Annotated in this window: 19 protein-coding genes, 1 pseudogene and 1 riboswitch; of the genes and pseudogenes, 11 read left to right on the forward strand and 9 right to left on the reverse strand. The window is 70.1% G+C overall.

The window, feature by feature from the left end; all coding sequences use genetic code 11:
- Nucleotides 1-114 precede the first annotated feature (114 nt).
- The 5 genes from ACGFSH_RS29450 to ACGFSH_RS29470 all read left to right on the forward strand — a co-directional run bounded on the left by ACGFSH_RS29450 (nt 115) and on the right by ACGFSH_RS29470 (nt 4,392).
- Nucleotides 115-756: a superoxide dismutase gene (locus ACGFSH_RS29450; protein WP_393353756.1), complete on the forward strand. Its 642-nt coding sequence runs from the start codon at nt 115-117 to the stop codon at nt 754-756.
- A gap of 154 nt (nt 757-910) precedes the next feature.
- Nucleotides 911-1,087: riboswitch (cobalamin riboswitch) on the forward strand.
- Nucleotides 1,088-1,140: 53 nt separating this feature from the next.
- Nucleotides 1,141-2,190, forward strand: coding sequence for an ABC transporter substrate-binding protein (locus tag ACGFSH_RS29455; RefSeq protein WP_393353905.1), 1,050 nt, complete (start codon nt 1,141-1,143; stop codon nt 2,188-2,190).
- The gene (locus ACGFSH_RS29460) at nt 2,187-3,200 is read left to right on the forward strand and encodes a FecCD family ABC transporter permease (protein ID WP_393353757.1); all 1,014 of its coding nucleotides are present in this window, start codon (nt 2,187-2,189) and stop codon (nt 3,198-3,200) included. The genes ACGFSH_RS29455 and ACGFSH_RS29460 overlap by 4 nt, the downstream gene beginning before the upstream one ends.
- Nucleotides 3,197-4,003, forward strand: a complete 807-nt coding sequence (locus ACGFSH_RS29465) for an ABC transporter ATP-binding protein (RefSeq protein ID WP_393353759.1) — start codon at nt 3,197-3,199, stop codon at nt 4,001-4,003. Before ACGFSH_RS29460 ends, ACGFSH_RS29465 begins: the two co-directional genes overlap by 4 nt.
- Nucleotides 4,000-4,392, forward strand: coding sequence for a (2Fe-2S) ferredoxin domain-containing protein (locus ACGFSH_RS29470; protein ID WP_393353760.1), 393 nt, complete (start codon nt 4,000-4,002; stop codon nt 4,390-4,392). Before ACGFSH_RS29465 ends, ACGFSH_RS29470 begins: the two co-directional genes overlap by 4 nt.
- Nucleotides 4,393-4,793: 401 nt before the next feature.
- Here the strand turns inward: ACGFSH_RS29470 and ACGFSH_RS29475 are convergent, their stop codons facing one another.
- The gene (locus tag ACGFSH_RS29475; RefSeq protein WP_393353761.1) at nt 4,794-5,018 is read right to left on the reverse strand and encodes a hypothetical protein; all 225 of its coding nucleotides are present in this window, start codon (nt 5,016-5,018) and stop codon (nt 4,794-4,796) included.
- Between the two features lie 12 nt (nt 5,019-5,030).
- Nucleotides 5,031-5,591, reverse strand: coding sequence for a DUF5994 family protein (locus ACGFSH_RS29480; RefSeq protein WP_393353762.1), 561 nt, complete (start codon nt 5,589-5,591; stop codon nt 5,031-5,033).
- A 274-nt stretch (nt 5,592-5,865) separates the two neighbouring features.
- Here ACGFSH_RS29480 and ACGFSH_RS29485 point away from each other — a divergent pair, with 274 nt between their 5' ends.
- Both ACGFSH_RS29485 and ACGFSH_RS29490 read left to right on the forward strand, forming a co-directional pair.
- A complete protein-coding gene (locus tag ACGFSH_RS29485) occupies nt 5,866-6,396 on the forward strand; it encodes a DUF5994 family protein (protein ID WP_393353764.1) in 531 nt (176 codons plus the stop codon).
- 137 nt (nt 6,397-6,533) lie between these two features.
- The gene (locus ACGFSH_RS29490; RefSeq protein ID WP_393353765.1) at nt 6,534-7,508 is read left to right on the forward strand and encodes a magnesium transporter CorA family protein; all 975 of its coding nucleotides are present in this window, start codon (nt 6,534-6,536) and stop codon (nt 7,506-7,508) included.
- Nucleotides 7,509-7,648: 140 nt separating this feature from the next.
- Here the strand turns inward: ACGFSH_RS29490 and ACGFSH_RS29495 are convergent, their stop codons facing one another.
- Nucleotides 7,649-8,236, reverse strand: a complete 588-nt coding sequence (locus ACGFSH_RS29495; protein ID WP_393353766.1) for a DUF5994 family protein — start codon at nt 8,234-8,236, stop codon at nt 7,649-7,651.
- 457 nt (nt 8,237-8,693) lie between these two features.
- On the opposite strand from ACGFSH_RS29495, the gene ACGFSH_RS29500 reads away from it, so the two are divergent.
- The 3 genes from ACGFSH_RS29500 (at nt 8,694) to ACGFSH_RS29510 (ending at nt 11,938) form a co-directional block, all read left to right on the forward strand.
- Complete coding sequence (locus ACGFSH_RS29500) at nt 8,694-8,990, forward strand: hypothetical protein (RefSeq protein WP_393353767.1); 297 nt, start codon at nt 8,694-8,696, stop codon at nt 8,988-8,990.
- Between the two features lie 844 nt (nt 8,991-9,834).
- Nucleotides 9,835-10,272 (forward strand): DUF5994 family protein, encoded by a 438-nt coding sequence (locus ACGFSH_RS29505; RefSeq protein WP_393353768.1) that lies wholly within the window; start codon nt 9,835-9,837, stop codon nt 10,270-10,272.
- Between the two features lie 685 nt (nt 10,273-10,957).
- Nucleotides 10,958-11,938, forward strand: coding sequence for a slipin family protein (locus ACGFSH_RS29510; protein WP_393353769.1), 981 nt, complete (start codon nt 10,958-10,960; stop codon nt 11,936-11,938).
- 75 nt (nt 11,939-12,013) lie between these two features.
- Here the strand turns inward: ACGFSH_RS29510 and mgtA are convergent, their stop codons facing one another.
- The 6 genes and pseudogenes from mgtA to ACGFSH_RS29540 form a co-directional block, all read right to left on the reverse strand.
- Nucleotides 12,014-14,014, reverse strand: coding sequence for a magnesium-translocating P-type ATPase (gene mgtA, locus ACGFSH_RS29515; RefSeq protein WP_393353770.1), 2,001 nt, complete (start codon nt 14,012-14,014; stop codon nt 12,014-12,016).
- A gap of 14 nt (nt 14,015-14,028) precedes the next feature.
- The gene (locus ACGFSH_RS29520) at nt 14,029-14,514 is read right to left on the reverse strand and encodes a hypothetical protein (RefSeq protein WP_393353772.1); all 486 of its coding nucleotides are present in this window, start codon (nt 14,512-14,514) and stop codon (nt 14,029-14,031) included.
- 108 nt (nt 14,515-14,622) lie between these two features.
- Entirely contained in the window at nt 14,623-17,031 is a 2,409-nt protein-coding gene (locus ACGFSH_RS29525; RefSeq protein ID WP_393353774.1) for a phosphoketolase, read from the reverse strand.
- 25 nt (nt 17,032-17,056) lie between these two features.
- Nucleotides 17,057-17,788 (reverse strand): GAF and ANTAR domain-containing protein, encoded by a 732-nt coding sequence (locus ACGFSH_RS29530; protein WP_393353776.1) that lies wholly within the window; start codon nt 17,786-17,788, stop codon nt 17,057-17,059.
- A gap of 99 nt (nt 17,789-17,887) precedes the next feature.
- Nucleotides 17,888-18,631 carry a GAF and ANTAR domain-containing protein gene (locus tag ACGFSH_RS29535; protein WP_393353778.1) on the reverse strand — a complete coding sequence of 248 codons (744 nt, stop codon included), beginning with the start codon at nt 18,629-18,631 and terminating at the stop codon, nt 17,888-17,890.
- 1,226 nt (nt 18,632-19,857) lie between these two features.
- Nucleotides 19,858-20,119, reverse strand: a pseudogene (locus ACGFSH_RS29540) (transposase); the annotation flags it as partial.
- A gap of 333 nt (nt 20,120-20,452) precedes the next feature.
- On the opposite strand from ACGFSH_RS29540, the gene ACGFSH_RS29545 reads away from it, so the two are divergent.
- Nucleotides 20,453-21,691 (forward strand): PP2C family protein-serine/threonine phosphatase, encoded by a 1,239-nt coding sequence (locus ACGFSH_RS29545; RefSeq protein WP_393353780.1) that lies wholly within the window; start codon nt 20,453-20,455, stop codon nt 21,689-21,691.
- Nucleotides 21,692-21,818 lie beyond the last annotated feature (127 nt).

Genomic DNA, 21,818 nt, shown 5'->3' on the forward strand with positions numbered 1-21,818 from the left:
CCGGGTCCAACGCGTGATCGGCACGCGTGATCGACACGAATGATCGGCAACGTGTCGCTTCTGCTGTTAGCGTGCAACTGCATATTGTTCGCAATAACGTGGAGGACGTTGGACATGGCGGTTTACACGCTCCCGGAGCTTCCCTACGACTACGCGGCGCTTGCCCCGGTGATCAGTCCGGAGATCATCGAGCTGCACCACGACAAGCACCACGCGGCGTACGTCAAGGGCGCGAACGACACCCTGGAGCAGCTGGCGGAGGCGCGGGACAAGGAGTCCTGGGGCTCGATCAACGGGCTGGAGAAGAACCTGGCGTTCCACCTCTCCGGGCACATCCTGCACTCCATCTACTGGCACAACATGACCGGTGACGGCGGCGGCGAGCCGCTGGAGAAGGACGGCACCGGCGAACTCGCGGACGCCATCGCCGAATCCTTCGGCTCCTTCCGGAACTTCAAGGCCCAGCTGACCAAGGCGTCGGCGACCACCCAGGGTTCGGGCTGGGGCGTCCTCGCCTACGAGCCGCTGTCCGGTCGTCTCATCGTCGAGCAGGTCTACGACCACCAGGGCAACGTGGGCCAGGGCTCCACCCCGATCCTGGTCTTCGACGCCTGGGAGCACGCCTTCTACCTGCAGTACAGGAACCAGAAGGTCGACTTCATCGACGCCATGTGGGCGGTCGTCGACTGGCAGGACGTGGCCAGGCGTCACGCCGCCGCCAAAAAGCGCGGCGACAGCCTGCTCCTCGCGCCCTGAGCGCATGCGAACGTCCAGCCCGTGATCGTCTTCTCAACCTCGGCACGGGGGACGGGAATGCCCCCGCGAGCACCCGGCTTGCGGGGGCATTCCGTTGAACGCGCCGGTGGACGACACCCGTGGCCCACCACACGATTTGACCCGGCGATGGCCTTGATAGCCTCGACGGGCCAGTCGAGCCACACCTGAGGCCAGGGAATCCGGTGCGAATCCGGAGCTGACGCGCAGCGGTGAGGGGGACGGGCGGGGCACGACGCCACTGGGAGACCGGGAAGGCGTCCCGTCCGGACGAACCCGAGTCCGAAGACCTGCTGGCACCTCCGCGCCCCGGCGCGGGGGACGTCCGTAGGCCAGGCTCCGCGTACGAGCCCCGACCCCGAAGGCATACCCGTGCTCCGCACCCCCGCTCTTCTGCGCGCTCCGGCGCTTTTCCTCGCCTCCGCCCTGCTGCTCACGGCCTGCGCCTCCGCCGGCGGCGATGACGCGACATCGGCGCAGACCTCCGCCGCCGGCCGTCCGGTCACGATCGCCAACTGCGGCCACGAGGTCACCCTGAAGTCCGCCCCCGAACGGGCCGTCTCCCTCAACCAGGGCACCACGGAGATCCTGCTCTCCCTCGGCCTCGCCGACCGCATGGCCGGTACGGCGACCTGGACCGACCCGGTGATGAAGGGCGTGGAGAAGGCCAACGCGTCCGTGCCGCGCCTCGCCGACAACATGCCCTCCTTCGAGAAGGTCCTGGACGCCGAACCCGACTTCGTCACCGCCTCGTTCGTCTCCACCCTGGGCAAGGGCGGGGTCGCCACCCGCGAGCAGTTCGAGAAGCTCGGCGTGCCCACGTACGTCTCACCGTCCGACTGCTCGGGCAAGGACAACGACAGCGGCGGCGACGGATCGCGCGGAAAGCCGCTCACCCTCGACGCCGTGTACGGCGAAATCCGCGACCTGGCCCGCTCGTTCGGCGTCGAGGAGCGCGGAGAGAAGCTCGTCACACAGCTGAGGCAGCGGGTGCGCACCGCCACCGCCGCGCTGGACGCCCCCGACGTCTCCCTCATGTACTGGTTCGCCAACTCCCAGTCGCCCTACCTGGCCGGCTGCTGCGGCGCGCCCGGCGTCATCACCCGCGCCGTCGGAGCGAGGAACGCCTTCTCCGACACCCACGACGAATGGCCCCAGATCAACTGGGAGACCGTCGCCGACCGTGACCCGGACGTCATCGTGATCGGCGACCTGACCCGCAAGCAGCAGACCGCCGAGACCGCCGCCGCCAAGATCCGCTTCCTCGAGACCAACCCCGCCACGCGCAAACTGAGCGCCGTGCGGAAGAAGCGGTACGTCCTCCTGAGCGGCCAGGCGATGAACCCGTCCATCCGCACGATCGAGGGGATCGAGAAGGTCGCGGCCGGTCTGCGCGACTTCGGACTCACCAAGTGAGAGTCCGCACAGTCGTGTTGTCGGGTGGCGGACTGACCGCGCTGCTGGCCTCCATAGCCGTGGCTGTGACGATCGGACCGGCCGACATCTCGACGGGGGACGTCTGGACGGCCGTCGCGGCCCATCTCGGCCTCGGGGAGAGCACGTTGGCCCCGCTGCGCGACGGCATCGTGTGGAATCTGCGGATGCCGCGCACGCTGCTCGCCGCGGTGTGCGGGGCGGGGCTCGCCGTGTGCGGGACGGTCATGCAGTCACTGCTGCGCAATCCGCTGGCCGATCCGTTCGTGCTCGGCGTGTCGTCCGGTGCGTCCACGGGGGCGGTCGCGGTGGTCGTGCTCGGGGTGGGCGGGGGAGCGGTTTCCCTGTCGGCGGGCGCCTTCCTCGGGGCGCTGCTCTCCTTCGCCCTGGTGCTGCTGCTCAGCCACACCCTCGGGGGAAGCACCGACCGAGTCGTCCTGTCCGGGGTGGCCGCCATGCAGCTGTTCTCCGCTCTGACCTCCTTCATCGTCCTCACCTCGGCCGACGCCGAGACCACCCGGGGCGTGCTGTTCTGGCTCCTGGGCTCGCTCACCGGCGCCGACTGGGGACAGGTGCTGCTGTGCGCCGGCGTACTCGCCGTCGTCCTGGCCGTCTGCCTCGGGCACGCCCGCACCCTGGACGCCTTCGCCTTCGGCGACGAAGCCGCCGCCGGACTCGGCGTCCGCGTCGCCCGCACCCGCCTGGTCCTGCTCTGCGCCACCGCGCTGCTCACCGCGGCACTGGTGAGCTGCGCCGGTGCCATCGGCTTCGTCGGCCTGGTCCTCCCGCACGCCACCCGCGCTCTCACCGGCTCCGGCCATGCCCGCCTCCTGCCGGTCACGGCATTGACCGGAGCCGTCTTCCTGGTGTGGGTGGACACCCTCGCCCGTACCGTCCTCGACCCCCAGGAGGTCCCGGTGGGCGTGGTGACGTCCCTCATCGGCGTCCCGGCGTTCGTGGTCGTGCTCCACCGCGGACGGAGAAGGGCATGAGCAGCCTGCACGCGGACCGCGTCGTGAGGCGCCTCGCCGACAAGGTCGTCGTCGACGGCGTCACTTTCGTCCTGCGCCCCGGCGAGACCGTCGGCCTGCTCGGTCCCAACGGCTCGGGGAAGTCGACGCTGCTGAGACTCCTCGCGGGGATCCTCGAACCCACCGCCGGAGTCGTCACCCTGGACGGGCGCCCGCTGCCCGAGACCGGGCGCAGGGCCACCGCCCGGCGGATCGCCACCGTGGAGCAGCACGCCCACACCCAGACCGAACTGACCGTCCGCGACGTCGTCTCGCTCGGCCGCATTCCGCACCGCCGCGCCTGGACGCCCCCCACGGCGGCCGACACACGGGCCGTCGCGAAGGCCCTGACGCGCACCGGCCTGACCGACCGGGCCGAGCAGTCTTGGCACACCCTCTCCGGCGGCGAACGCCAGCGCACCCAGATCGCCCGCGCCCTCGCCCAGGAACCCCGCGAACTCCTCCTCGACGAACCCACCAACCACCTCGACATCCAGCACCAGCTCGACCTGCTGGACCTCGTCGCGAGCCTGCCGGTCACCACCGTGATCGCCCTGCACGACCTCAACCTCGCCGCGATGTACTGCGACCGCCTGCTCGTCCTGCGCAACGGCCGCGCCGTCGCGGAAGGCACCCCGGCCGAGGTCCTCACCACCACCCTCATCGAGCAGGTCTACGGCGTCCGCGCCGCGGTCACCCACGACCCCGGTCATCCGGTGATCCGCTTCCTGCGCCCGGCGGCCCACGACGATTCCCCCCACACTGAGAGGAGCTGGGACGAGTGACGTCTCGACAGAGAGCTGAAGAGGGGCGCACGGAGCACACCCCGGCCCCGCCGGCACCGTGCCGCATCGTCGTCTGCCGGGACTGCTGCTGCGGAACCCCCAAGGTGACCGGAGTCGATCACGACCGCCAGATCGCGCGCCTGGCCGAGAGCGCCCCCGTACGCATCTCGGCCTGCCTCGACGTGTGCGAACACGCCAATGTGATCGTCGTCCAGCCCTCCGCCGCCGCCCGCGCCGCCGGAGCCCGCCCGGTCTGGCTCGGCCTCGTCAACGACCCCGACGCCACCGACGACATCGCCGCCTGGGTCCAGGCCGGCGGCCCCGGCACAGCCCCCTGCCCCGACATCCTCGACCTCTACACCTTCACCCCGCCCCGAAGGGCGCGATGAGCACGCACGCCGGCGGCCGCTGTCCTGGCGGCCGCTGTTCGGCGCGGTCGCAACGGCCTGGTTCGTGCCGAAGTGCACGTGAAATGCGTTCTCTTCAGAACCAAGCGAAGTTCCTCACAATCACCGACTCCGACGCGTGCCGGCGGTACAGTGAAGACCGCCCTTGACCTGCACAAAGCAGGCAGGGAGCCGTCTTCCAGGAGTTCGACACGCTGCGCACCATGTTCAAGTCCAAGATCTAGCATCTGAGCATTCGCACAGGTCAGAGGCATGATCGCGCCGCTCGAGTCAGGAAAACGGTCAGCATCGGGTACGGAACCGTCCAGGCTTGCTGACCTGGTGACCGCCGCGCCGGGGGCCCCGGCGCAGATGCCTGGCTCCCGCTCGGAAGGCTCGATACATCAGCGACTCCCCTCTCGATGCTCACTGTGTGTGGCGTCGGTAGGAGGGCCCTTCGGCACGGCGGCACCTGGACCCTTACGGGTCCGCCGACCGATTCCCGGTAGGGCGTCGCTGTAGCGGAACGCCCCGATCCTTTCGTCATGCTGTGCGTTGAGCCGGTGGATCAAAATCATTCCCGCGATGATCACGAGAATGATCACGACGACGGTGAAGGCGGTCTCCACGTCCTCACCTCCTCACTTCCTCGGGGCGGAACTCGAGATCCCGATCGCGGCTCCGTCAGCCGAAGCGGCTCCGCCGTCGGTCTCCCAGTCCTCTTCCCGGCTATGAGCCTCCGCCGCGTCCTGGCTGATGGCCTGGTCGGCCATCAGACCGCCGGCGGTGCGGATGCCTCCCGGAGAGGTTGCAGCTGTCATGAGCCGGGCTACGGCGGCGGGGTCCGCCTCCGGAGGGATCACCAACAGGTCCAGGCGGCCCACCGTGTAGGAGAGGAGGATCACTTTGTTCGGGTCCTGCTCGGCGGCGAACCAGCCGACATGCACCGTGTGACCCGTGACGGGGACCTTACGTGGGATGACGGGCCAGTGGGTCGGGTTCACGGTGACGTGGGTGATCCGGCCCCAGCACGCGTCCAGTGCGTCTGTCAGAGTGGGGATCTCGCGGAGGAGATCACGGGAGCGGGGCCACCAGGCGCCGTCCAGGAGACCCGGAGCCGAACCGGCCGGGGTCAGGGACAGCCGGGCCGACGCCGAAGGCGGGAGTTCTTCGATGATCGTGGGTTCGATGGTCGCGGTCATGACGCGGACCTGTCCCCGGGCCTCCTCTCGGAGGCCGGTGTTGTTGCTCGCCGGGAACGGCACCGACATGGCGGCCGGTGTGCGAAGTACTCCCGGTCCTTTCACTCTACGCCGCTGCGCAGGTCCCGGGACGTGTGCGTGAGCAGGCAGTCCACCGATAGGCAACGAGGGCCGGCCGTCGGCGCAGCTGCTGCGGCGGGGCACGGCTTACGGTGAGAGGACGAGGTCCCGCGTTCGGCGGCGGCACCGCTTCCCGCAGACAGGCGGACACACCATGACCGAATCCGACATCCCTCGCGCTCCCCGTCTTCTGCCGGACGCGATCCATCGGGCCGCGAAACCCGGGACGGTCCTTCTGCGGCTGGAGACGACACGGTCCCGGGAAGGCAACTTCGACGGTGCGTGGTGGCCGCGTTCCCGCGACATCGGTGCTGAGCTGCCCGACCTCGTCCACGCGCTGACCGGGCACCTCGGCTCCATCACCCGCGTCGGTCTGGACGCCACCTCTTGGGATGAACTTCCCCCGCGCCTGGTGATCGACGACCAGGTCGTCCGTATCGACTCCTTTCCGGTGGGTGACGACACCGTCCTGATCACTCGCGGCGACCAGGACCACTTCTCCCTTCTCGTGGTCCCGCCGCACGCGACAGTCGAGGCCGCCCGTGCCGCGATGGCCAGGGCTGTCCGGGCCGACAACGTCACCGATGCCGCACAGATCCTCATCGACACCGGCACCCGCCAGGCATACGCGGCCCCCGTGGAGGGCCTTCGGAGTGGCGAGGAACGCCACGAGCCCGAGGAATGACTTCCGGAGCTTTCGGAGCCCGTAGGGCTGCATGCGCTGGGCAGTGTCTTCCAGGAGGTCGAGGCGGTGCCCCGTCGGAGTGGATGCCCGGTCGTGGTGTGCGCCGAAGCTCCGCCGGTGCCGTTAGGGTGCGCGACGTGGCCCGTACCCGGCTGTACCGCGACGGCTCCCTGGCCGAGGAGGACTTCCCGGTCCGGGACATCTCCCGGCATCTGGAGGACCCGTCCACCACCGTGTGGTTGGACTTGTACCGCCCGGACCGCGCCGAGTTCACGGCCGTCGGCGAGGAACTCGGTCTGCACGAACTGGCTCTCGAGGGCGCGCTGCACGAGGGGCAGCGGGCGAAACTCGACAGCTACCGCACCCATCACTTCCTCAGTGTCTACGCGGTCGCCGTCGACCCGGAGGGCGCGGGACTGACGATGAGCGAGCTCGCGGTCATCCTCACGCCGCAGGCGCTGATCACGGTCCGCAAGGACGCCGCGTTCGCCCTCGACGAGCTGGTCGCCCGCTGGGACCGCACCCCGGCTCTGGCAGTGCACGGGGTCGCCTTTCTCCTCCACGGTCTGCTCGACCATGTCGTCGACGGGCACTTCGCCGCGGTACGGCAGCTCGACGAACGTATCGAGGAACTGGACGCTCTGCTCTTCGCCGAAGGCGGCCGGCAGATCCAGACCGTACAGCGCCAGTGCTACGCCCTGCGGAAATCACTGGTCCGGCTCCGCCGCGTGGTCCTGCCCATGCGGGAGGTCGTCAACGCCCTCATGCGCCCCGACCTCGACGTCGTCGACGGGCCCTTGCTGCCGTACTACCGAGACGTGTACGACCACGTTCTGCGTGCCGGCGAGTGGACGGAGTCGCTGCGCGACCTGGTGGCCTCGGTGATGGAGACGAACCTGTCGGTGCAGGCGAACCGGATGAACCTCATCATGAAGAAGGTGACGAGCTGGGCCGCGATCATCGCCGTGCCCACGGCGATCACCGGCTTCTACGGACAGAACCTTCCCTACCCCGGCTTCGCACACCAGTCGGGGTTCATCGTTTCCAGCGCCGTCATCGTCGTTGCCTCTCTGACGCTGTACCTCGCTTTCAAGCACGGGGACTGGCTCTGATCGTGTCGACGTGCAAGGCGCCACCATGCCGGCCCAGCTTCTCGGAGCGCCCAACGGGCAGCGGCTACGGCCCCGTCGCTCTCTTCGTCGTTCACGCGCAGTGGCCGACCGTCGTGAAGTAGGCGTTCATGGCGGCCGTCTCACCCGCCGATGATCAGGCGGCTGACGTCACCGGCCTTTGCCGATACCGCTGGCGGCGTCACGCAGGTACCGCCCTCGTACTCCCAAGCCTCGGCCGGATCGAGTGGCCGGTCGTCCGTGGAGGCTGCGCGCCCGGCTCGGTCCGCGGCGATGAGCGCGCTTGCGGTCAGCGGCGGGCCGTCGTAGTCGGATGCGGCCGCCAGCAGGCGGGCCGCCGACCGCGCCCCGGTCTCGGGTGGGATGACGAGCAGATCCCAGCGCCCGGTGCCGTAGGAGAGCAGCAGCAGCTTGTGCGGGTCGATCTCCGACGTGAACCAGCCGACCTTCACGACATGGCCGTTGACGGGCACCTTGCGCGGGATGACCGGCCAGTGCTCGGGGTTGACGGCGATACGGGTGATACGGCCCCAGACGGGATCCAGCGCGTCGGTCAGTGGGGGCAGTTCGCGCAGCAGGTCGCGCGAGCGAGGCCACCAGGCGCCGTCGAGGAGTCCACGGGAGGGGCCGTCCGTCTTCAGTACGAGGCGGGCGGCAGGGGCTGCGACGGGTGCGGGCCGCGGCAGGGCTGCTTCGAAGGTCGCGGTCATGATGCGGACCCGTCTCCGGGCCGCCCCTGGGGTTACGGCCCGGGTTTCATCTCTCGCCGAGAACGACCCGGCGTGGAAGCCGGTGTGCGAAATGCCCTCGGTCTCTCAAGCCTACTCCTTCCGCCTCCCACCTCTGTCCGTCTCCCACCACTGTCGTCGCAGCCGGCCGGCCAGCGGGGCTCCCGGGCTGCCACCCGACAGACGGCCAACGGTGTGCCCGGCGTCGGAGTCCCGTCGTCGTCCCGGAGCTGTTCTTGATCGACCGACCCGGCATCACGTCATCGGGCGCCGGCCGGTGGCTTCGGCGGTCACCGCACCACGTCAGAAGTGCCGGCGGCTGTCCCTGGCAGGAGTAGGCTGAAAGGGCGAGGGCACGTCGTACGCCGGTGTCCGAACCGGTCTCGCTCTCGTCGCAAGAGATATGCGGACCGCTCAGGTCCGGGCCAGGTTCCGCCCTATGACATCCGAAGCCCCGCACCGCCCACCGCGTCCCGAGGCCGAATACGAGCCGAGCGGACAGGGTCGGGTGGAAGTCCGCCTGGCCTCTGCGGATCCCGAAGCGGCCCGACGCGTCGCGGACGCGCTCCGCATCCTGTTCGCCGGCGATGAACAACGCAGCTATCCCGGCGCCTCGGGAACGGGGACGCGGCTGCACCTCACGGTGGACGCCTCGCGTGCCGCCGATCCGCTCGCCTCCTGGCTCGACTCAAGCAGATCGGCCGCCGATCGCACCCACCAGGGCGAGACCGCCTGACGGGTCCGCCGCCCACCGCCACGTCCCCACCAGCCCAACTGGCTCCCGTGGCCACCGTCCGTGCGACTCGCATTCGCTCTCGGCGATGCCGTTGCACGCCCATGTCGAAGAGGCGCAGCCCAAGACCCCGGCCGCACTGTCGTCACCGAGGTCGAGGACCGCGCATGTCTCTCCACATCCACCAGTTCCCGCCAGCCGTCCCGCCGTCCCCCACTCTCCAATCGCTACGGCACGTCTGTGTGCGGCCAGTTGCGGGGACTGGTGGATTCTCACGTCGGCTGGTTGTTCCGCAACGGCCCCAGGTCGGCGGCCCCCCCCACGCTCGGCTTCGCTCGCGCGCGGGGACTCCCATCGTTCCCGACCTGCTGGCCGACCGTGGCATCCGGGCCGTGTGCAAGGGCTTCCCGGCCCTTTGTGCTCGCCCTCGCCCTCTCCTTCGCCGTTGGGCGCCTGATCGGCGGCAGCTCGGTGTCCGCCCTGACCGTCCTGCTGTGGGCGGGACTTGTCCGCATCGTCTTGCTCCATCACGTCACGTGGAGCGTGAACTCCCTCTGCCATGTGATCGGGCAGCGCCCGTTCCGCACCTGTCGCCACCACCGCGCCACCGACCTGTGGCCTCTGGCCCCGCTCTCGTCCGGCGAGAGATGGCCCAACCTCTACCGCGCCGATCCCACCTGCGCCCGGCACGGCGTCGACAGCGGCCGGCTCGACCCGTCCGCCGCCGTGATCCGCCTGTCCGGACGCCTAGGCCGGGTCAGGGACGTGTGCCGGCCCACCCCGGACCGTATCGCTCGCTGCCCGCCGCTTGTGAACCCGAGCGACCGTATCCCCTGCAGGAGTTCCCATGACACTCGCCCCACCGCCCCCGCTCTCCTCGACGTCCGTCCTCCGCCTTCGCCTGGTGTCCCGGCCGGCGCTGGGCCACATGGCCGTGCGTATCGACGGTGCCTGGTGGCCCCACTCGCCCGATCTGGCGTCAGAACTGCCCAGGTTGCTGGGCGGCCTGCCGCACGCCTGGGGACAGGTCACCAGCGTCCTCGTGGATGAGGCAGTGTGGTCCCCGTTCCCGGGCCGGCTGCTCGTCGCCAACCAGGTCGTACGCCTACGCCGGACGACCGCCCAGCGCTCCCCGACCACCGTGTGCCTGCTGGCGCCCGGCCGCGGCCGGTGGGACCTGCTGGTGGTGCCGCCCGCCGCCACGGACGCGGAGGCCGGGCGGCTCATCCGGAGTATGGCCACGGTTGTGAAGGACATCGTGGGCTCGGGAGTCGCAGTCCGTTGACGGTGGCCTCGGACCAGAACCCCAGGGGCCGCACGCCTGGTGCGGGCCCAGGGGTGTTGTCACCGGACCGGCTGGGGAGGCTCCACGTTGCCCGGTCCTGGACCGGCCGCGCTAGCCGACGGGGAGTCCGCTCGGGTCGTCAACGGAGTACTCTGGTGTTACCGAGGGTACTTCGTGCATCGGCTTCCAGTCGTTGTCACTTTCGGCGATTTGAGCACGCCGGGCCGGTTCCGGTCGGCCCGGAGCAGGGTTCGCGTCATGACTGCGACCGTTCGCCCCACGCCGACCCCCGGACGTACTACCTCCTCCACGTCACTCCGGATCCCTTCCGCTCTCCTCGGTTTTTCGTCAGCGGACGTGCCCGACCCGCTGGCGGGGCTGATCAGCCGGGGCCTGCTGAACCGCGCGTACTGGCCGACCGCACCGAGTGCTGGGCCCTGCCGCTCCGCCGACGGCGAAGTGAGGATCGTGCGCACTCCAGCGGCCACCGGAGCCACAGTCGGCGGTGCGCGGACCGGTGTACCGCAGAGTTCTCCTGGCTGAGCCGGACCGCCCCACCAGAGCCTCATCAGCAGCCCGAGACCCCGGCCGCCCCTCAGACAACAGGCCGGGGCCCTCTCTGTGCCATGTGCTTCCCGGACCGCTCGGGCCCGGGACCGTCATCGACGTAAGGAAAGTGAGAACCATGGGTGTTCTGATCACCGTGCTGGCGGTGTGCGCCGTGGCCGGGCTGGTCCTGCTCGCCCTGAGCGTGCGCAACGTCCAGCAGTACGAGAAGGGCGTGGTGTTCCGCTTCGGACGGCTGCTGCCGGACATACGCGGGCCTGGCCTGCGCGTCATCCGGCCGATCGGGGACCGGATGCGGAAGGTGTCCGTCCAGACCGAGGTCCTCGGCATCCCGCCACAGGGGTCCATCACCGCCGACAATGTGACGCTCACCGTCGACGCGGTCGTCTACTTCAAGGTCATCGACCCCGTCAAGGCCCTGGTGAACGTGCGCAACTATCCTGCAGCCGTCTCCCAGATCGCGCAGACGTCGCTCCGCTCGGTCATCGGAAGGGCCGACCTGGACACGCTGCTCTCCGACCGTGACCACATCAACGCGGAACTCAAGAAGGTGATGGACGCCCCGACCGAGGAGCCCTGGGGGCTACGCATCGAACGCGTCGAGATCAAGGACATCGCCCTTCCGGAGTCCATGATGCGCTCCATGTCCAAGCAGGCCGAAGCCGAGCGGGAACGCCGCGCGCGGGTCATCGCGGCCGACGGTGAGTTCCAGGCGTCCCAGCGGCTGACCGACGCCGCCGCGACGATGGCCGACACCCCCGGAGCACTTCAACTGCGGCTGCTGCAGACCGTGGTGGACGTCTCCGCCGAGAAGAACAGCACACTCGTGATGCCGTTCCCCGTGGAGATGCTCCGCTTCTTCGAGCACCAGAGCAGGGAGACCGGCGACGAGTCCGCCGGCCGGCGCGTGCACCGGACCGCCAGGCGCCCCGCGCTGTCCACCAGCGCCGTGATCCCCGAGCCCGCCACCCCCGCTCCCGCCCTCACACCGTCGGGCTCCCCGCCCGGGGAGCGGCCCGGCAGCCGTGCTGAGCTGGCCCGGGAGCGGCGGGACAACTGGCCGACGCGGCGGGACGCCGAGGAAGCCTTGAGCGGTTGACCGTTCCACGCCGTTCGAGGCGACGCGATCGTCTCGGTGCGGCGTGGCGCCGCTGACGGTCCCGGTGACAGCGTGTCACCGGCGCCGCAGCGGTCCGGGGTGGCTGAAGCGGCCGGCCCGCTGTTGGATGCGGTGCCGGCGGGTGCGGTGGCGTACCGGCGGATGTGCGGCTCGCGCGTCGGCGCGGGCGTAGAAGACGTGTTTCGCGCCCTCGATCAGCACCAGGTAGAGCACGGCCATCAGGGCCAGAGTGAGGAGGAGTCCGAGCGGCGGGGACTGGAAACCGAGCGGCTCCGCGAGCGGGGACATCGGCAGCGCGACGGCGACGGTGACGACACCGATGGCGCTGAACAGCAGGGGGCGGCTGGGCCGGCTGCGGTAGAACGGCACCCGGCGGGTGCGGATGGCGAAGACGACCAGCGCCTGCGTGGCGAGGGACTCCACGAACCAGCCGGAACGGAACAGTTCGGCGCCGGTGTGGAAGATCTGGATCATGATCGCGAAGGTGAGGAGGTCGAAGAGGGAGCTGACGGGCCCGAAGAAGAGCATGAAGCGACGGATGAAGGCGATGTCCCAGTGCGAGGGGGCGCGCAGTTGCTCCGGGTCGACGTGGTCGGTGGGGATGGTCAACTGCCCGCCGTCGTAAAGGAGGTTGTTGAGCAGGATCTGCGAGGGCAGCATGGGCAGGAACGGCAGCACCAGGGAGGCTCCGGCCGCGCTGAACATGTTGCCGAAGTTGCTGGAGGTGCCCATCAGGACGTACTTGATGGTGTTGGCGAAGATCCGGCGGCCCTCGGCGACCCCGTCGGCGAGAACCCCGAGGTCCTTCTCCAGGAGGAGGACGTCGGCCGCGTCCTTGGCCACGTCGGTCGCGGTGTCCACGGACAGCCCCACGTCGGCGGCGTGCAGGGCCAGCGCGTCGTTCACGCCGTCGCCCAGGAACCCGATGTCGCGGCCCCGGCGCCGCAGCACCCGTACGACCCGTGCCTTGCCCTGGGGCGAGACGCGGGCGAAGACGGTGGTGGTGTCGGCCGCCCTGGTCAGCTGGTCGTCGTTCAGTTCCCCGATGTCCTTGCCGGTCAGGGCCCTGCCGGGCGGCAGACCGAGGTCGGCGCAGACCTTCTGGGCGACGAGCGCGTTGTCGCCCGTACAGATCTTGACGGTGATGCCGAGACCGGCGAGGCGGCGCAGCGAGGCGGCGGCACCGGCCTTGGGCGGGTCGAGGAAGACGAGGAAGCCGGCGAGGCACAGCCGGTATTCGTCGGCGGCCGTGAGGGACACCTGCCCGTCCGCGTCACGGGTGGCCACGGCGACCACCCGGCTGCCCGCCGCGAAGTGCTCCTGGAGCACCGCTGCCGCCTTGCCCGGTACGTCACCACAGCGGGCCAGGACCGCCTCGGGCGCGCCCTTGGTGACGAGCAGGCGGCTGCCGTCCGGGCGTTCGACGAGCGCCGAGCCCAGCTGCCGGTCGTGGTCGAAGGGCAGCAGCGCGAGCCGGTGGTGTCCGGCCGGGGGCGTGTCCGTGGCCTGCCACATCGCGACGTCCAGCGCGTTCCCGCCCACCTGGTCCAGGTCACCCTCGGTGGCCAGCAGGCCCAGCTTCAGCACCGTGTCGGAGGGTGTGCCGGCCGGGTCGAGGGCCGCCTCGAAACGGATGCGGCCCTCGGTGAGCGTGCCGGTCTTGTCGGTGACCAGGACGTCCATGTCGCCCAGGTCCTCGATGCATACAAGCCGCTTGACGAGGACCTTGCGCCGCGCCAGCTGCCGTGAGCCGGTGGCCAGGCTCGTGCTCACCACGGCGGGCAGCAGCTGCGGGGTGATGCCCACCGCGATGGCCAGCGAGAAGAGCAGCGCGTCGAGCAGCGGGCGGTGGAGCAGGAGGTTGATGACGAAGATCCCGGTCGTGAGGACAGCGGCGACTTCGAGGAGCAGCACGGAGAAGCGGCGCAGCCCCGCCTGGAAGTCGGTCTCCGGCTGCCGTTCGCCCAGCCCCAGCGCGATCCGCCCGAACTCGGCACGGCCCCCCGTGGCGACGACCACTCCGGTCGCGCTGCCCTCGAGCACCACCGTCCCCATCAGCGCGCAGGAGGTCAGCTCGGCCGGCGCCGCTCCCGCGGCGACCGGCTCCGCGTCCTTGCCGGCCGGGCGGACTCCCCGGTGAGGACGCTCTCGTCGCAGGCGAACGTCGTGCACTCCAGCAGGCGCAGGTCCGCGGGCACCAGTTGCCCCAGCGTCAGACGTACGACATCGCCCGGCACCAGCTCGGTCACATCGACCTCGGCAGCCGCGCCGTCCCGGACCACGACGGCCGTGTGCCGCACCCGCGAGTGCAGGGCCTGAGCCGCCTTCTCCGCCCGGTACTCGTTGACGAAACCCAGAGCTACGCTCAGGACCAGGATCCCCGCGATGATGACCGCGCCGGTCCGCTCGCCGAAAAAGTACGAGATCCCGGCCGTCACCGCCAGCAGGATCAGCAGGGCGCTGCGCAACTGCCGTCCGAGGACCGCCAGGAGGCGTACGTGGTGCGTGCGTACGGCGTTCGGCCCCGACGGCCGCGAGCCGCTCGGCCGCCTCACCTGTCGCACCCCCCGACAGGCCGTCGAGGCTGCTCGCGAGCGCGTCCAGCACGGCCTGCGCTTCTTCCGCGGCGGCCTCCCCCACCCGCAGCTTCTCCACGCGGGTGGTCACTGACTCCAGGTCCATTCGGCTACCTCGGGCAGGTCAGCCCCATGGGCGCGGATCCAGTCGTGATGGCGGTAACGGACATCGACCATCCGCTGCCGCAGCGCCGCCGCGCGGACGGCGAGACCGGGCACCCGGTCGATGACGTCCATGACCAGCCGGTACCGATCGAGGTCGTTGCGGACGACCATGTCGAACGGTGTCGTGGTGGTGCCCTCCTCCTTGTAGCCGCGCACGTGCAGGTGCGGGTGGTTGACGCGGCGGTAGGCGAGCCGGTGGATCAGCCACGGATAGCCGTGGTAGGCGAAGACGACGGGCTTGTCAGGGGTGAACAGCGCGTCGTACTCGCTGTCGGGCATGCCGTGCGGGTGTTCCTCCGCGGGCAACAGCCGCGCGATGTCGACGACGTTGACCACCCGTACCGCGAGTTCGGGCAGGTGGTGGCGGAGCAGCGAGGCCGCCGCCAGCACTTCGAGCGTGGGTACGTCGCCCGCGCAGGCGAGCACCACGTCGGGCTCGCCGGGCTCGGACTCGGTGCCGGCCCAGTCCCAGATTCCGGCGCCGCGGGCGCAGTGCGCGCGGGCGGTGCCGAGGTCGAGCCAGTCGAAGCACGGCTGCTTGCCCGCGACGACGACGTTGACGTAGTCGCGGCTGCGCAGCACGTGATCCGCCACGCAGAGCAGGGTGTTGGCGTCCGGCGGATAGTAGACCCGCACGACTTCCGGCGACTTGTTGAGCACGTGGTCGACGAAACCGGGATCCTGGTGGGAGAAGCCGTTGTTGTCCTGGCGCCACACGTGTGAGGTGAGCAGGTAGTTGAGGGAGGCGACGGGGCGGCGCCAGGGGAGCCGGCGGGCGACGCGCAGCCACTTGATGTGCTGGTTCGCCATGGAGTCGACGATGTGGACGAATGCCTCGTAGCAGGAGAACAGGCCATGCCGGCCGGTGAGGAGGTAGCCCTCCAGCCAGCCCTGGCAGGTGTGTTCGGAGAGGATCTCCATCACCCGGCCGCCGCGCTCCAGGTGCTCGTCGGTGTCCAGCACTTGGGCCTCCCACGCCTTGCCGCTCGCCTCGTAGACGGCTTGGAGCCGGTTGGAGGCCGTCTCGTCCGGGCCGACCAGCCGGAAGTCGCGCCGTGTTCCGGTGTCGGCCATCACCTGTGCCAGCAGGTCGCCGAGGACGCGGGTCGGTTCGTGCGCCGTCGCACCGGGCTTGTCGACCGGGATGGCGAACCGCTCCAGGGACGGCACGGGCAGGTCGCGCAGCAGCAGGCCGCCGTTGGCGTGCGGGCTGGCGCCCAGGCGTTGCGCTCCGTCGGGAACGCAGGCCAGGACCTGTTCGCGGGGGCGTCCATGCTCGTCGAAGAGTTCCTCGGGCCGGTAGGAGCGTAGCCATCGCTCCAACTGCCGCAGATGGTGCGGGTTTTCGCGTACGCCCGGCAGTGGCACCTGATGTGCTCGCCAAGTGCCCTCCACCGGGACGCCGTCGACCTCGGCGGGGCCGGTCCAGCCCTTGGGCGTGCGCAGCACGATCACCGGCCAGCGCGGACGCTCGGCGGTGCCCTCCGTGCGGGCGGCGTGCTGGAAGGCGGCGATACGGTTCAGGGCCTCGTCCATGGCGTAAGCCATCGCCTGGTGGACGGCGCGGGGGTCGTCCCCCGTGACATGGAGGGGCTCGTGGCCGTATCCCCTGAGCAGGGCGTCGAGCTCGGGCTCCGGTATCCGCGCCAGGACCGTCGGATTGGCGATCTTGTAGCCGTTGAGGTGCAGGATCGGCAGGACGGCGCCGTCCCGTACCGGGTCGAGGAACTTGTTCGAGTGCCAGGAGGCGGCCAGCGGACCCGTCTCGGCCTCACCGTCCCCGATCACGCAGGCCACCAGGAGCCCCGGATTGTCGAACGCGGCCCCGTAGGCGTGTGCGAGCGAGTAGCCCAGCTCGCCGCCCTCGTGGATCGATCCGGGGGTCTCGGGTGCGACGTGACTGGGGATGCCGCCCGGGAAGGAGAACTGCCGGAAGAGTCGGGCCATCCCGGCCGCGTCCCGCGTGATGTCCGGGTACGTCTCGGTGTAGCTGCCCTCCAGCCAGGAGTTCGCCACCACGGCCGGCCCGCCGTGACCGGGCCCCCAGACGCAGATCGCGTCCAGGTTCCTTGCCTTGACGACCCTGTTTAGGTGGGTGTGGACCAGGTTCAGGCCCGGTGAGGTGCCCCAGTGCCCCAGCAGTCGCGGCTTGACGTGCTCAGGTGCCAACGGCTCGGTCAGCAGAGGGTTGGCCATGAGGTAGATCTGCCCGACGGCCAGGTAGTTCGCCGCTCGCCAATGGGCGTCCAGGGCGCTCAGCTCCTCCTCGTCGCTGTCGGCGATACCGGCCGGGGTGCCGAGGGAGGTCTCGGTAGTGGGACCGAGTGGCATGATGAACCCTTCTCGAGGCGCTGGATCAGGAATTTCCGCGACTGAGACTGAGACCGGGGAGGTGTTCGGTCTCGTCGATGAAGGCGCGCGCGACGTCCGCCAGGCGGCGGTTGTGGGCGCGGGCGTAGGCACGCAGCGTCGTGAAGGCCCGCTCCATGTCCGTGTTGCGGCGTTCGGCGAGCTTTCCCTTGGCCTGTTCGATCAGGACGCGGCTGTTGAGAGCGGTCTGCAGCTGCTCGTTGAGCAGCGTGCTGCGCTCGCTGGTGCGCTGTTGCAGCAGGCTGATGGTGGCGACGTCGGCGAGGGCCTGTGCGAAGGGGGTGGCGGCGGGGCTGAGGGGCGTTGGGGTGTTGTGGAAGAGGTTGAGGGCGCCGACCACCTCGTCGCGCAGGCGCATGGGCAGCGCCTGGACGGAGGTGAAGCCGATGCGCTGGGCCTGGGCGGTGAACAGGGGCCAACGCGCGGCTTCGTCGCGCAGGTCGGGAACGGAGACGGTGATCCCGGTGTGGAAGCAGTCCAGGCAGGGGCCTTCGTGGTTCTGGAGCTGGAAGAGTTCGAGGAGACGCACGCGTTCGTCGGAGGCGGCCATGACACGCAGCACGCCGTCGCGGTCGGCGAGCAGGACGCCCGCCGCACTCGCGTCGAGCAGGTCGACGCAGCGGTCGGTGAGCAGGCGCAGGAAGTCCATGAGGTCGAAGTCGGCGACGAGACTGTCCGCCAGCTCGACGAACGTCCGGGCCATCAACTGTTCCTTCATCGTGCACACCTCTGTGTGTGGGGCGTGAGCATCAGGTCTCCTCGTCGGGTGGTCGCGCGTCCGACGGTTGTGTGTCGGAGGGACGCGCGTCCGGCGGTCTCAGGTCGGACGGTGTGTCGTTTCCTTGGGGAGGCGGAGCCGGTGGGCGACCACGTCGGCGGCGACCATCGAGATCCGTGTCCCCCGGGCGTACGCGTGGGCGCGCAGCCGGATGAATGCTTCCTCGACGCCGATGCCGAGCTGGACCGCGAGGATGCCGGTGGCCTGGTCGATCTGGGCCCGGTAACCGCCCAGGTCATCGAAGGACGCGGCGTCCGGCGGGTCCGTGTCGGCCCCGTCGGTACCGGATGGGGCGGTGTCAGGCGGGACACCCGTCTCGCTGATCCCGGCGTCGAGCAGAAGCAACGTGGCAACGTCGGCGAAGGCCATCGCGTCGGCCACCTCGTCCGCGTCCAGCACGACAGAACTCCTGGAGTACAGGTCGAGTACGCCGGGACTGATGGCCCCGATCTGCAGGGGGAAGGCGAAGACCGCCCTGGCTCCGGCTTCCAGGGCCGCGTCGGCGAACACTGTCCAATGCCGCTGGAGTTCAGCGGCCAACAAGTCGGTGCAGAGGACCGAGGAGCCGAGGACAAAGGCATCCACGCACGGCCCCTCACCCAGGGTGAGCTGGAGTTCTTCCAGCTGCTGACTGACGGAGTCGGTGCTGCACAGCGGATGACTCGCCCGGCCGCGGAACATCGCGGACACCCCGGCCCCACCGACCGGCAGCGCCGTCACCGCCGCCGTACACACGTCCAGAAGGCCGACCCGGGCATCGCGCAGTGCCGCCTGCTCGGCCACGAGAGCCTGGATCCGCGCCGACCGGCTGCCGGGGATCACGGTGACGACCGGATCAAGGGGGGAGCCGGCGCCGGGAACACGACACCGCCGGCACGCCTGCGGATGTTTCCGACGCCTTTCCTGCGCCAGGAGCGGAGAGAGGCCACGATCGGCTCGTCGCTCCGGTCCGCCAAGGCGACACCGACTGACGCCTGACGCCCGGAGGAGAAGAGTTCCTGCGACCGTCGGCCCACATCCCGGTGCCGCTCGTCCGGGTGAACCAGGAGCCTGGAGAAGACGAAGCCGACGCAGGTGATCCGGCCGACGGCGGGCGGGAGCGCTCCGTCGAATCCCGGCCACCCGAAGTCGTCATCGCCTACGACACGGGGCGCTGGGGCCGCGTAGGGGAGCCGTCCGTGCCGCCACCCCGGGGAAGCTCCGAACCCGCAGCCCTTCAGGGCGGCAGTCGCCCCGATCACCATGGCGAATCCGGGCTGCCGTACGGCGACCGCGAGACGTCCTGGACGGACTTCCGGGCTCGGCTCGCGCGCATCTTCGCCGGATGCCGCTGCGCGGGACTCACCGACGGACCCGTGAGATCCCTGCGAGAACAGACGGCCTGTCGGCGGGTCGGGCCGGCCCGGGCACATCGCTTCGAGGGCGGGCTGCTCGCAACGGCCTCCGCTCCACGGCTGACCGCGGGCCGGAGGGGTGATCACGGCGCGCCCGCCCGCTGGAGGGGACGGGTGCGGCGCGAGCGGGCGCGAGCCCTCCGGCGGACGGACAGCCGCAGAGTAAGGCATGGCACCTCGGTTTCAGCCGTTCAGGTGTCCTCGGGACCGCCACCGGGCACCGAACGCGAGGCGCCGGGCTTCGTGCGCGGCGGGGTGCGACCGAGGTCGGGGCGTGCGAGGACGTGAGTGGGTCACCAGGTCGGGATTTCGCGCTCAGAGCTCGGCGCCCGACAGGGATCTCCTCGAAGATGCGACGGGTCCGGACGAGAATCCGCTCCCGTGGCATCGTGGTCAGCAGGCCGTGCGTCCACCGGGGTCCTGGGCGTCCGCTCACCAGCATAGTCCCCGGCCCTCCGCCGCGGTGGGTCCGAACGGGCCGGAATCCGCCACCGGCCGCTGCGGAAAAGCGTGGGAGAAATCCGAGGCGAGCCGAAAGTGAGTGAGCGGGTGGACCAGCAGCGGGAAGTCGACGAGCAGGGCGATGGCCAGGTCGGCGAAGAACAGGTGTCGAGCAGGCAGGAGGCGGGTGACGACGTCGTTGCGGTTTCCGCCGGTCAGCGACACCGCGAGCGGGATGCCCTGGCCGTCGCTGAGGACGTGGTGCTTGCTGCCCGGACATGCGCGGTCGACCGGACTGGGACCGCGTCGGGCCGTGCCGAGCCGCCCGCACGCGGGAGGAGTCGATCACCACACGCTGCCAGTCGAGCTTCTTCGCCGCCCGCCGTTTCCTCAGCAGCACCAGGTGCCGGGTGTCCCACACCCCGGCCCGGTTCCACACGATATCGGTCGTGAGCATCGGTCGTGAGCGCGATGACCGCTCATGTCAGGGGAGACGCCGAGTATGGGGTGAGCCGTTCGTAGGCGCGCGCGTGTCCGCGGGCTGACGATCTTGAGGATGCGGTCGAAGAACAGGACGCCCTTCGCCGCGTCGCGGTCGGTCACGCCGGCCGGGGTGACCATGACGAACAGCGGAGGCTTTGGCCTTTTTGAGTTCACCGATTCAGCTCCGCGACACCTGGCGTCTTGATCTGCCGTGACCGCTCACCGATTGACGCTCACCGTGGAGGTTCCCAAGCTGGAGGAGGGGCTTGTGGAAGGGGCCACGGCCGTGAGTAGTGGACAGATCGATCTTCCCTGGCTGCTGACGGCCGCGGAGACGGCGGCACCGGTGGGCGCCGTCGATGTGGTCGCCGAGCACCTGCGGCGGCGTTTCGAGGCCACGAAGGTCTCTTTTCTCATCGTCGACCTGACGGGAAGGACGGTAGTGCGGCTGTCCACCGCCGGGGCGGTCGAGGGCGGGCGGGAAGCGGAGCGGATTCCCATGTTCGGCAGCGCCTATGAGCAGGTGGTCTGTACCCAGCGGCTTTACCAGGAGGCGAGCAGCCAGGGACAGCGGGTGATCGTGCCGGTCACCAACCGGGGGGACGCGATCGGGCTGCTGGAGGTGCTTCTGCCGGCCGCCGCCGGTGAGGACGTTCTCGAAAGGGTCAAGGAAGCAGCCCACGCTCTGGCCTACATAGTGATCGCCAACGGACGCTTCACCGACCTGTACACCTGGGGCAAACGCTCCCGACCCCCCACCCTGGCAGCGGAAATCCAGTACCAGCTGCTGCCCCAGTCACTGTCGTGCGAGGCCGCGCAGTTCACCCTGTGCGGGAGCATGGAGCCCTCCGAAGACCTCAGCGGCGACACCTTCGACTACACCCTGGACCGCGACACCCTGCACGTGTCGGTGACCGACCCCATGGGCCACGACATCGACGCCGCGCTGGCTGCCACGGTCCTGGTGGCCGCCCTGCGCGGCGCCCGTCGCACGGGAGTCGGCCTGGCCGAACAGGCCCACCGGGCCGACCAGGCCCTGGCCGACCACGGCCAGGGGCACGCCACCGGGCAGCTGCTGCGCGTCAACCTCACCACCGGGCGGGCCCAGCTGGTCAACGCCGGCCATCCCTGGCCACTGCGCGTGCGTGAGGGGGCTGCGGAGGAGATCATCTGTCTGGTGGACCAACCCTTCGGGTTGTCCGAGTCCGCGCGCCACTCCTACCGTGTTCAGGACGTCGACCTGCGCCCCGGTGACCGTCTGCTCATGCTCACCGACGGCATGCTCGAACGTCATGGGGGGACGATCGACCTGCCTGCCCTGCTGGAGCACACCCGGGACCTGCACCCGCGGGAGACGGCGCTGACGTTGACGTCCGCCGTCCGTGAGGCTGCCGGCGGCCGGCTCGAAGACGATGCCACCGTGGTGTGCCTGGACTGGCATGGCCCTCAGGAGACCGAGCGTCACGTGAACTCCGGCGCGGACACCCGGCAGGCTTCGTCCGGCCGTACGAAGCCGTGGCCATGAGCCGTCGGTCAGGCGGCTCCGGTATGGGTGCTGCTCATGGCGCGCAGGAAATTCCCGGACCGTACGAGGCGGTTGTTTTCGCGGGCCGACGCGACCTGGGCTTGGCGACGCCGTCCTTGAAGCCGGG

It is taken from the genome of Streptomyces sp. NPDC048481, from assembly GCF_043200075.1.
Lineage (GTDB): Bacteria > Actinomycetota > Actinomycetes > Streptomycetales > Streptomycetaceae > Streptomyces.

What these genes read in the sequence shown, in the direction of transcription:
- ACGFSH_RS29450 (WP_393353756.1), top strand. Translation starts at nt 115, where the DNA reads ATGGCGGTTTACACGCTCCCGGAGCTTCCCTACGACTACGCGGCGCTT.
- ACGFSH_RS29465 (WP_393353759.1), top strand. Translation starts at nt 3,197, where the DNA reads ATGAGCAGCCTGCACGCGGACCGCGTCGTGAGGCGCCTCGCCGACAAG.
- ACGFSH_RS29480 (WP_393353762.1), bottom strand. Translation starts at nt 5,591, where the DNA reads ATGACCGCGACCATCGAACCCACGATCATCGAAGAACTCCCGCCTTCG.
- ACGFSH_RS29485 (WP_393353764.1), top strand. Translation starts at nt 5,866, where the DNA reads ATGACCGAATCCGACATCCCTCGCGCTCCCCGTCTTCTGCCGGACGCG.
- ACGFSH_RS29495 (WP_393353766.1), bottom strand. Translation starts at nt 8,236, where the DNA reads ATGACCGCGACCTTCGAAGCAGCCCTGCCGCGGCCCGCACCCGTCGCA.
- ACGFSH_RS29500 (WP_393353767.1), top strand. Translation starts at nt 8,694, where the DNA reads ATGACATCCGAAGCCCCGCACCGCCCACCGCGTCCCGAGGCCGAATAC.
- ACGFSH_RS29505 (WP_393353768.1), top strand. Translation starts at nt 9,835, where the DNA reads ATGACACTCGCCCCACCGCCCCCGCTCTCCTCGACGTCCGTCCTCCGC.
- ACGFSH_RS29510 (WP_393353769.1), top strand. Translation starts at nt 10,958, where the DNA reads ATGGGTGTTCTGATCACCGTGCTGGCGGTGTGCGCCGTGGCCGGGCTG.
- mgtA (WP_393353770.1), bottom strand. Translation starts at nt 14,014, where the DNA reads ATGGGGACGGTGGTGCTCGAGGGCAGCGCGACCGGAGTGGTCGTCGCC.
- ACGFSH_RS29525 (WP_393353774.1), bottom strand. Translation starts at nt 17,031, where the DNA reads ATGCCACTCGGTCCCACTACCGAGACCTCCCTCGGCACCCCGGCCGGT.
- ACGFSH_RS29530 (WP_393353776.1), bottom strand. Translation starts at nt 17,788, where the DNA reads ATGAAGGAACAGTTGATGGCCCGGACGTTCGTCGAGCTGGCGGACAGT.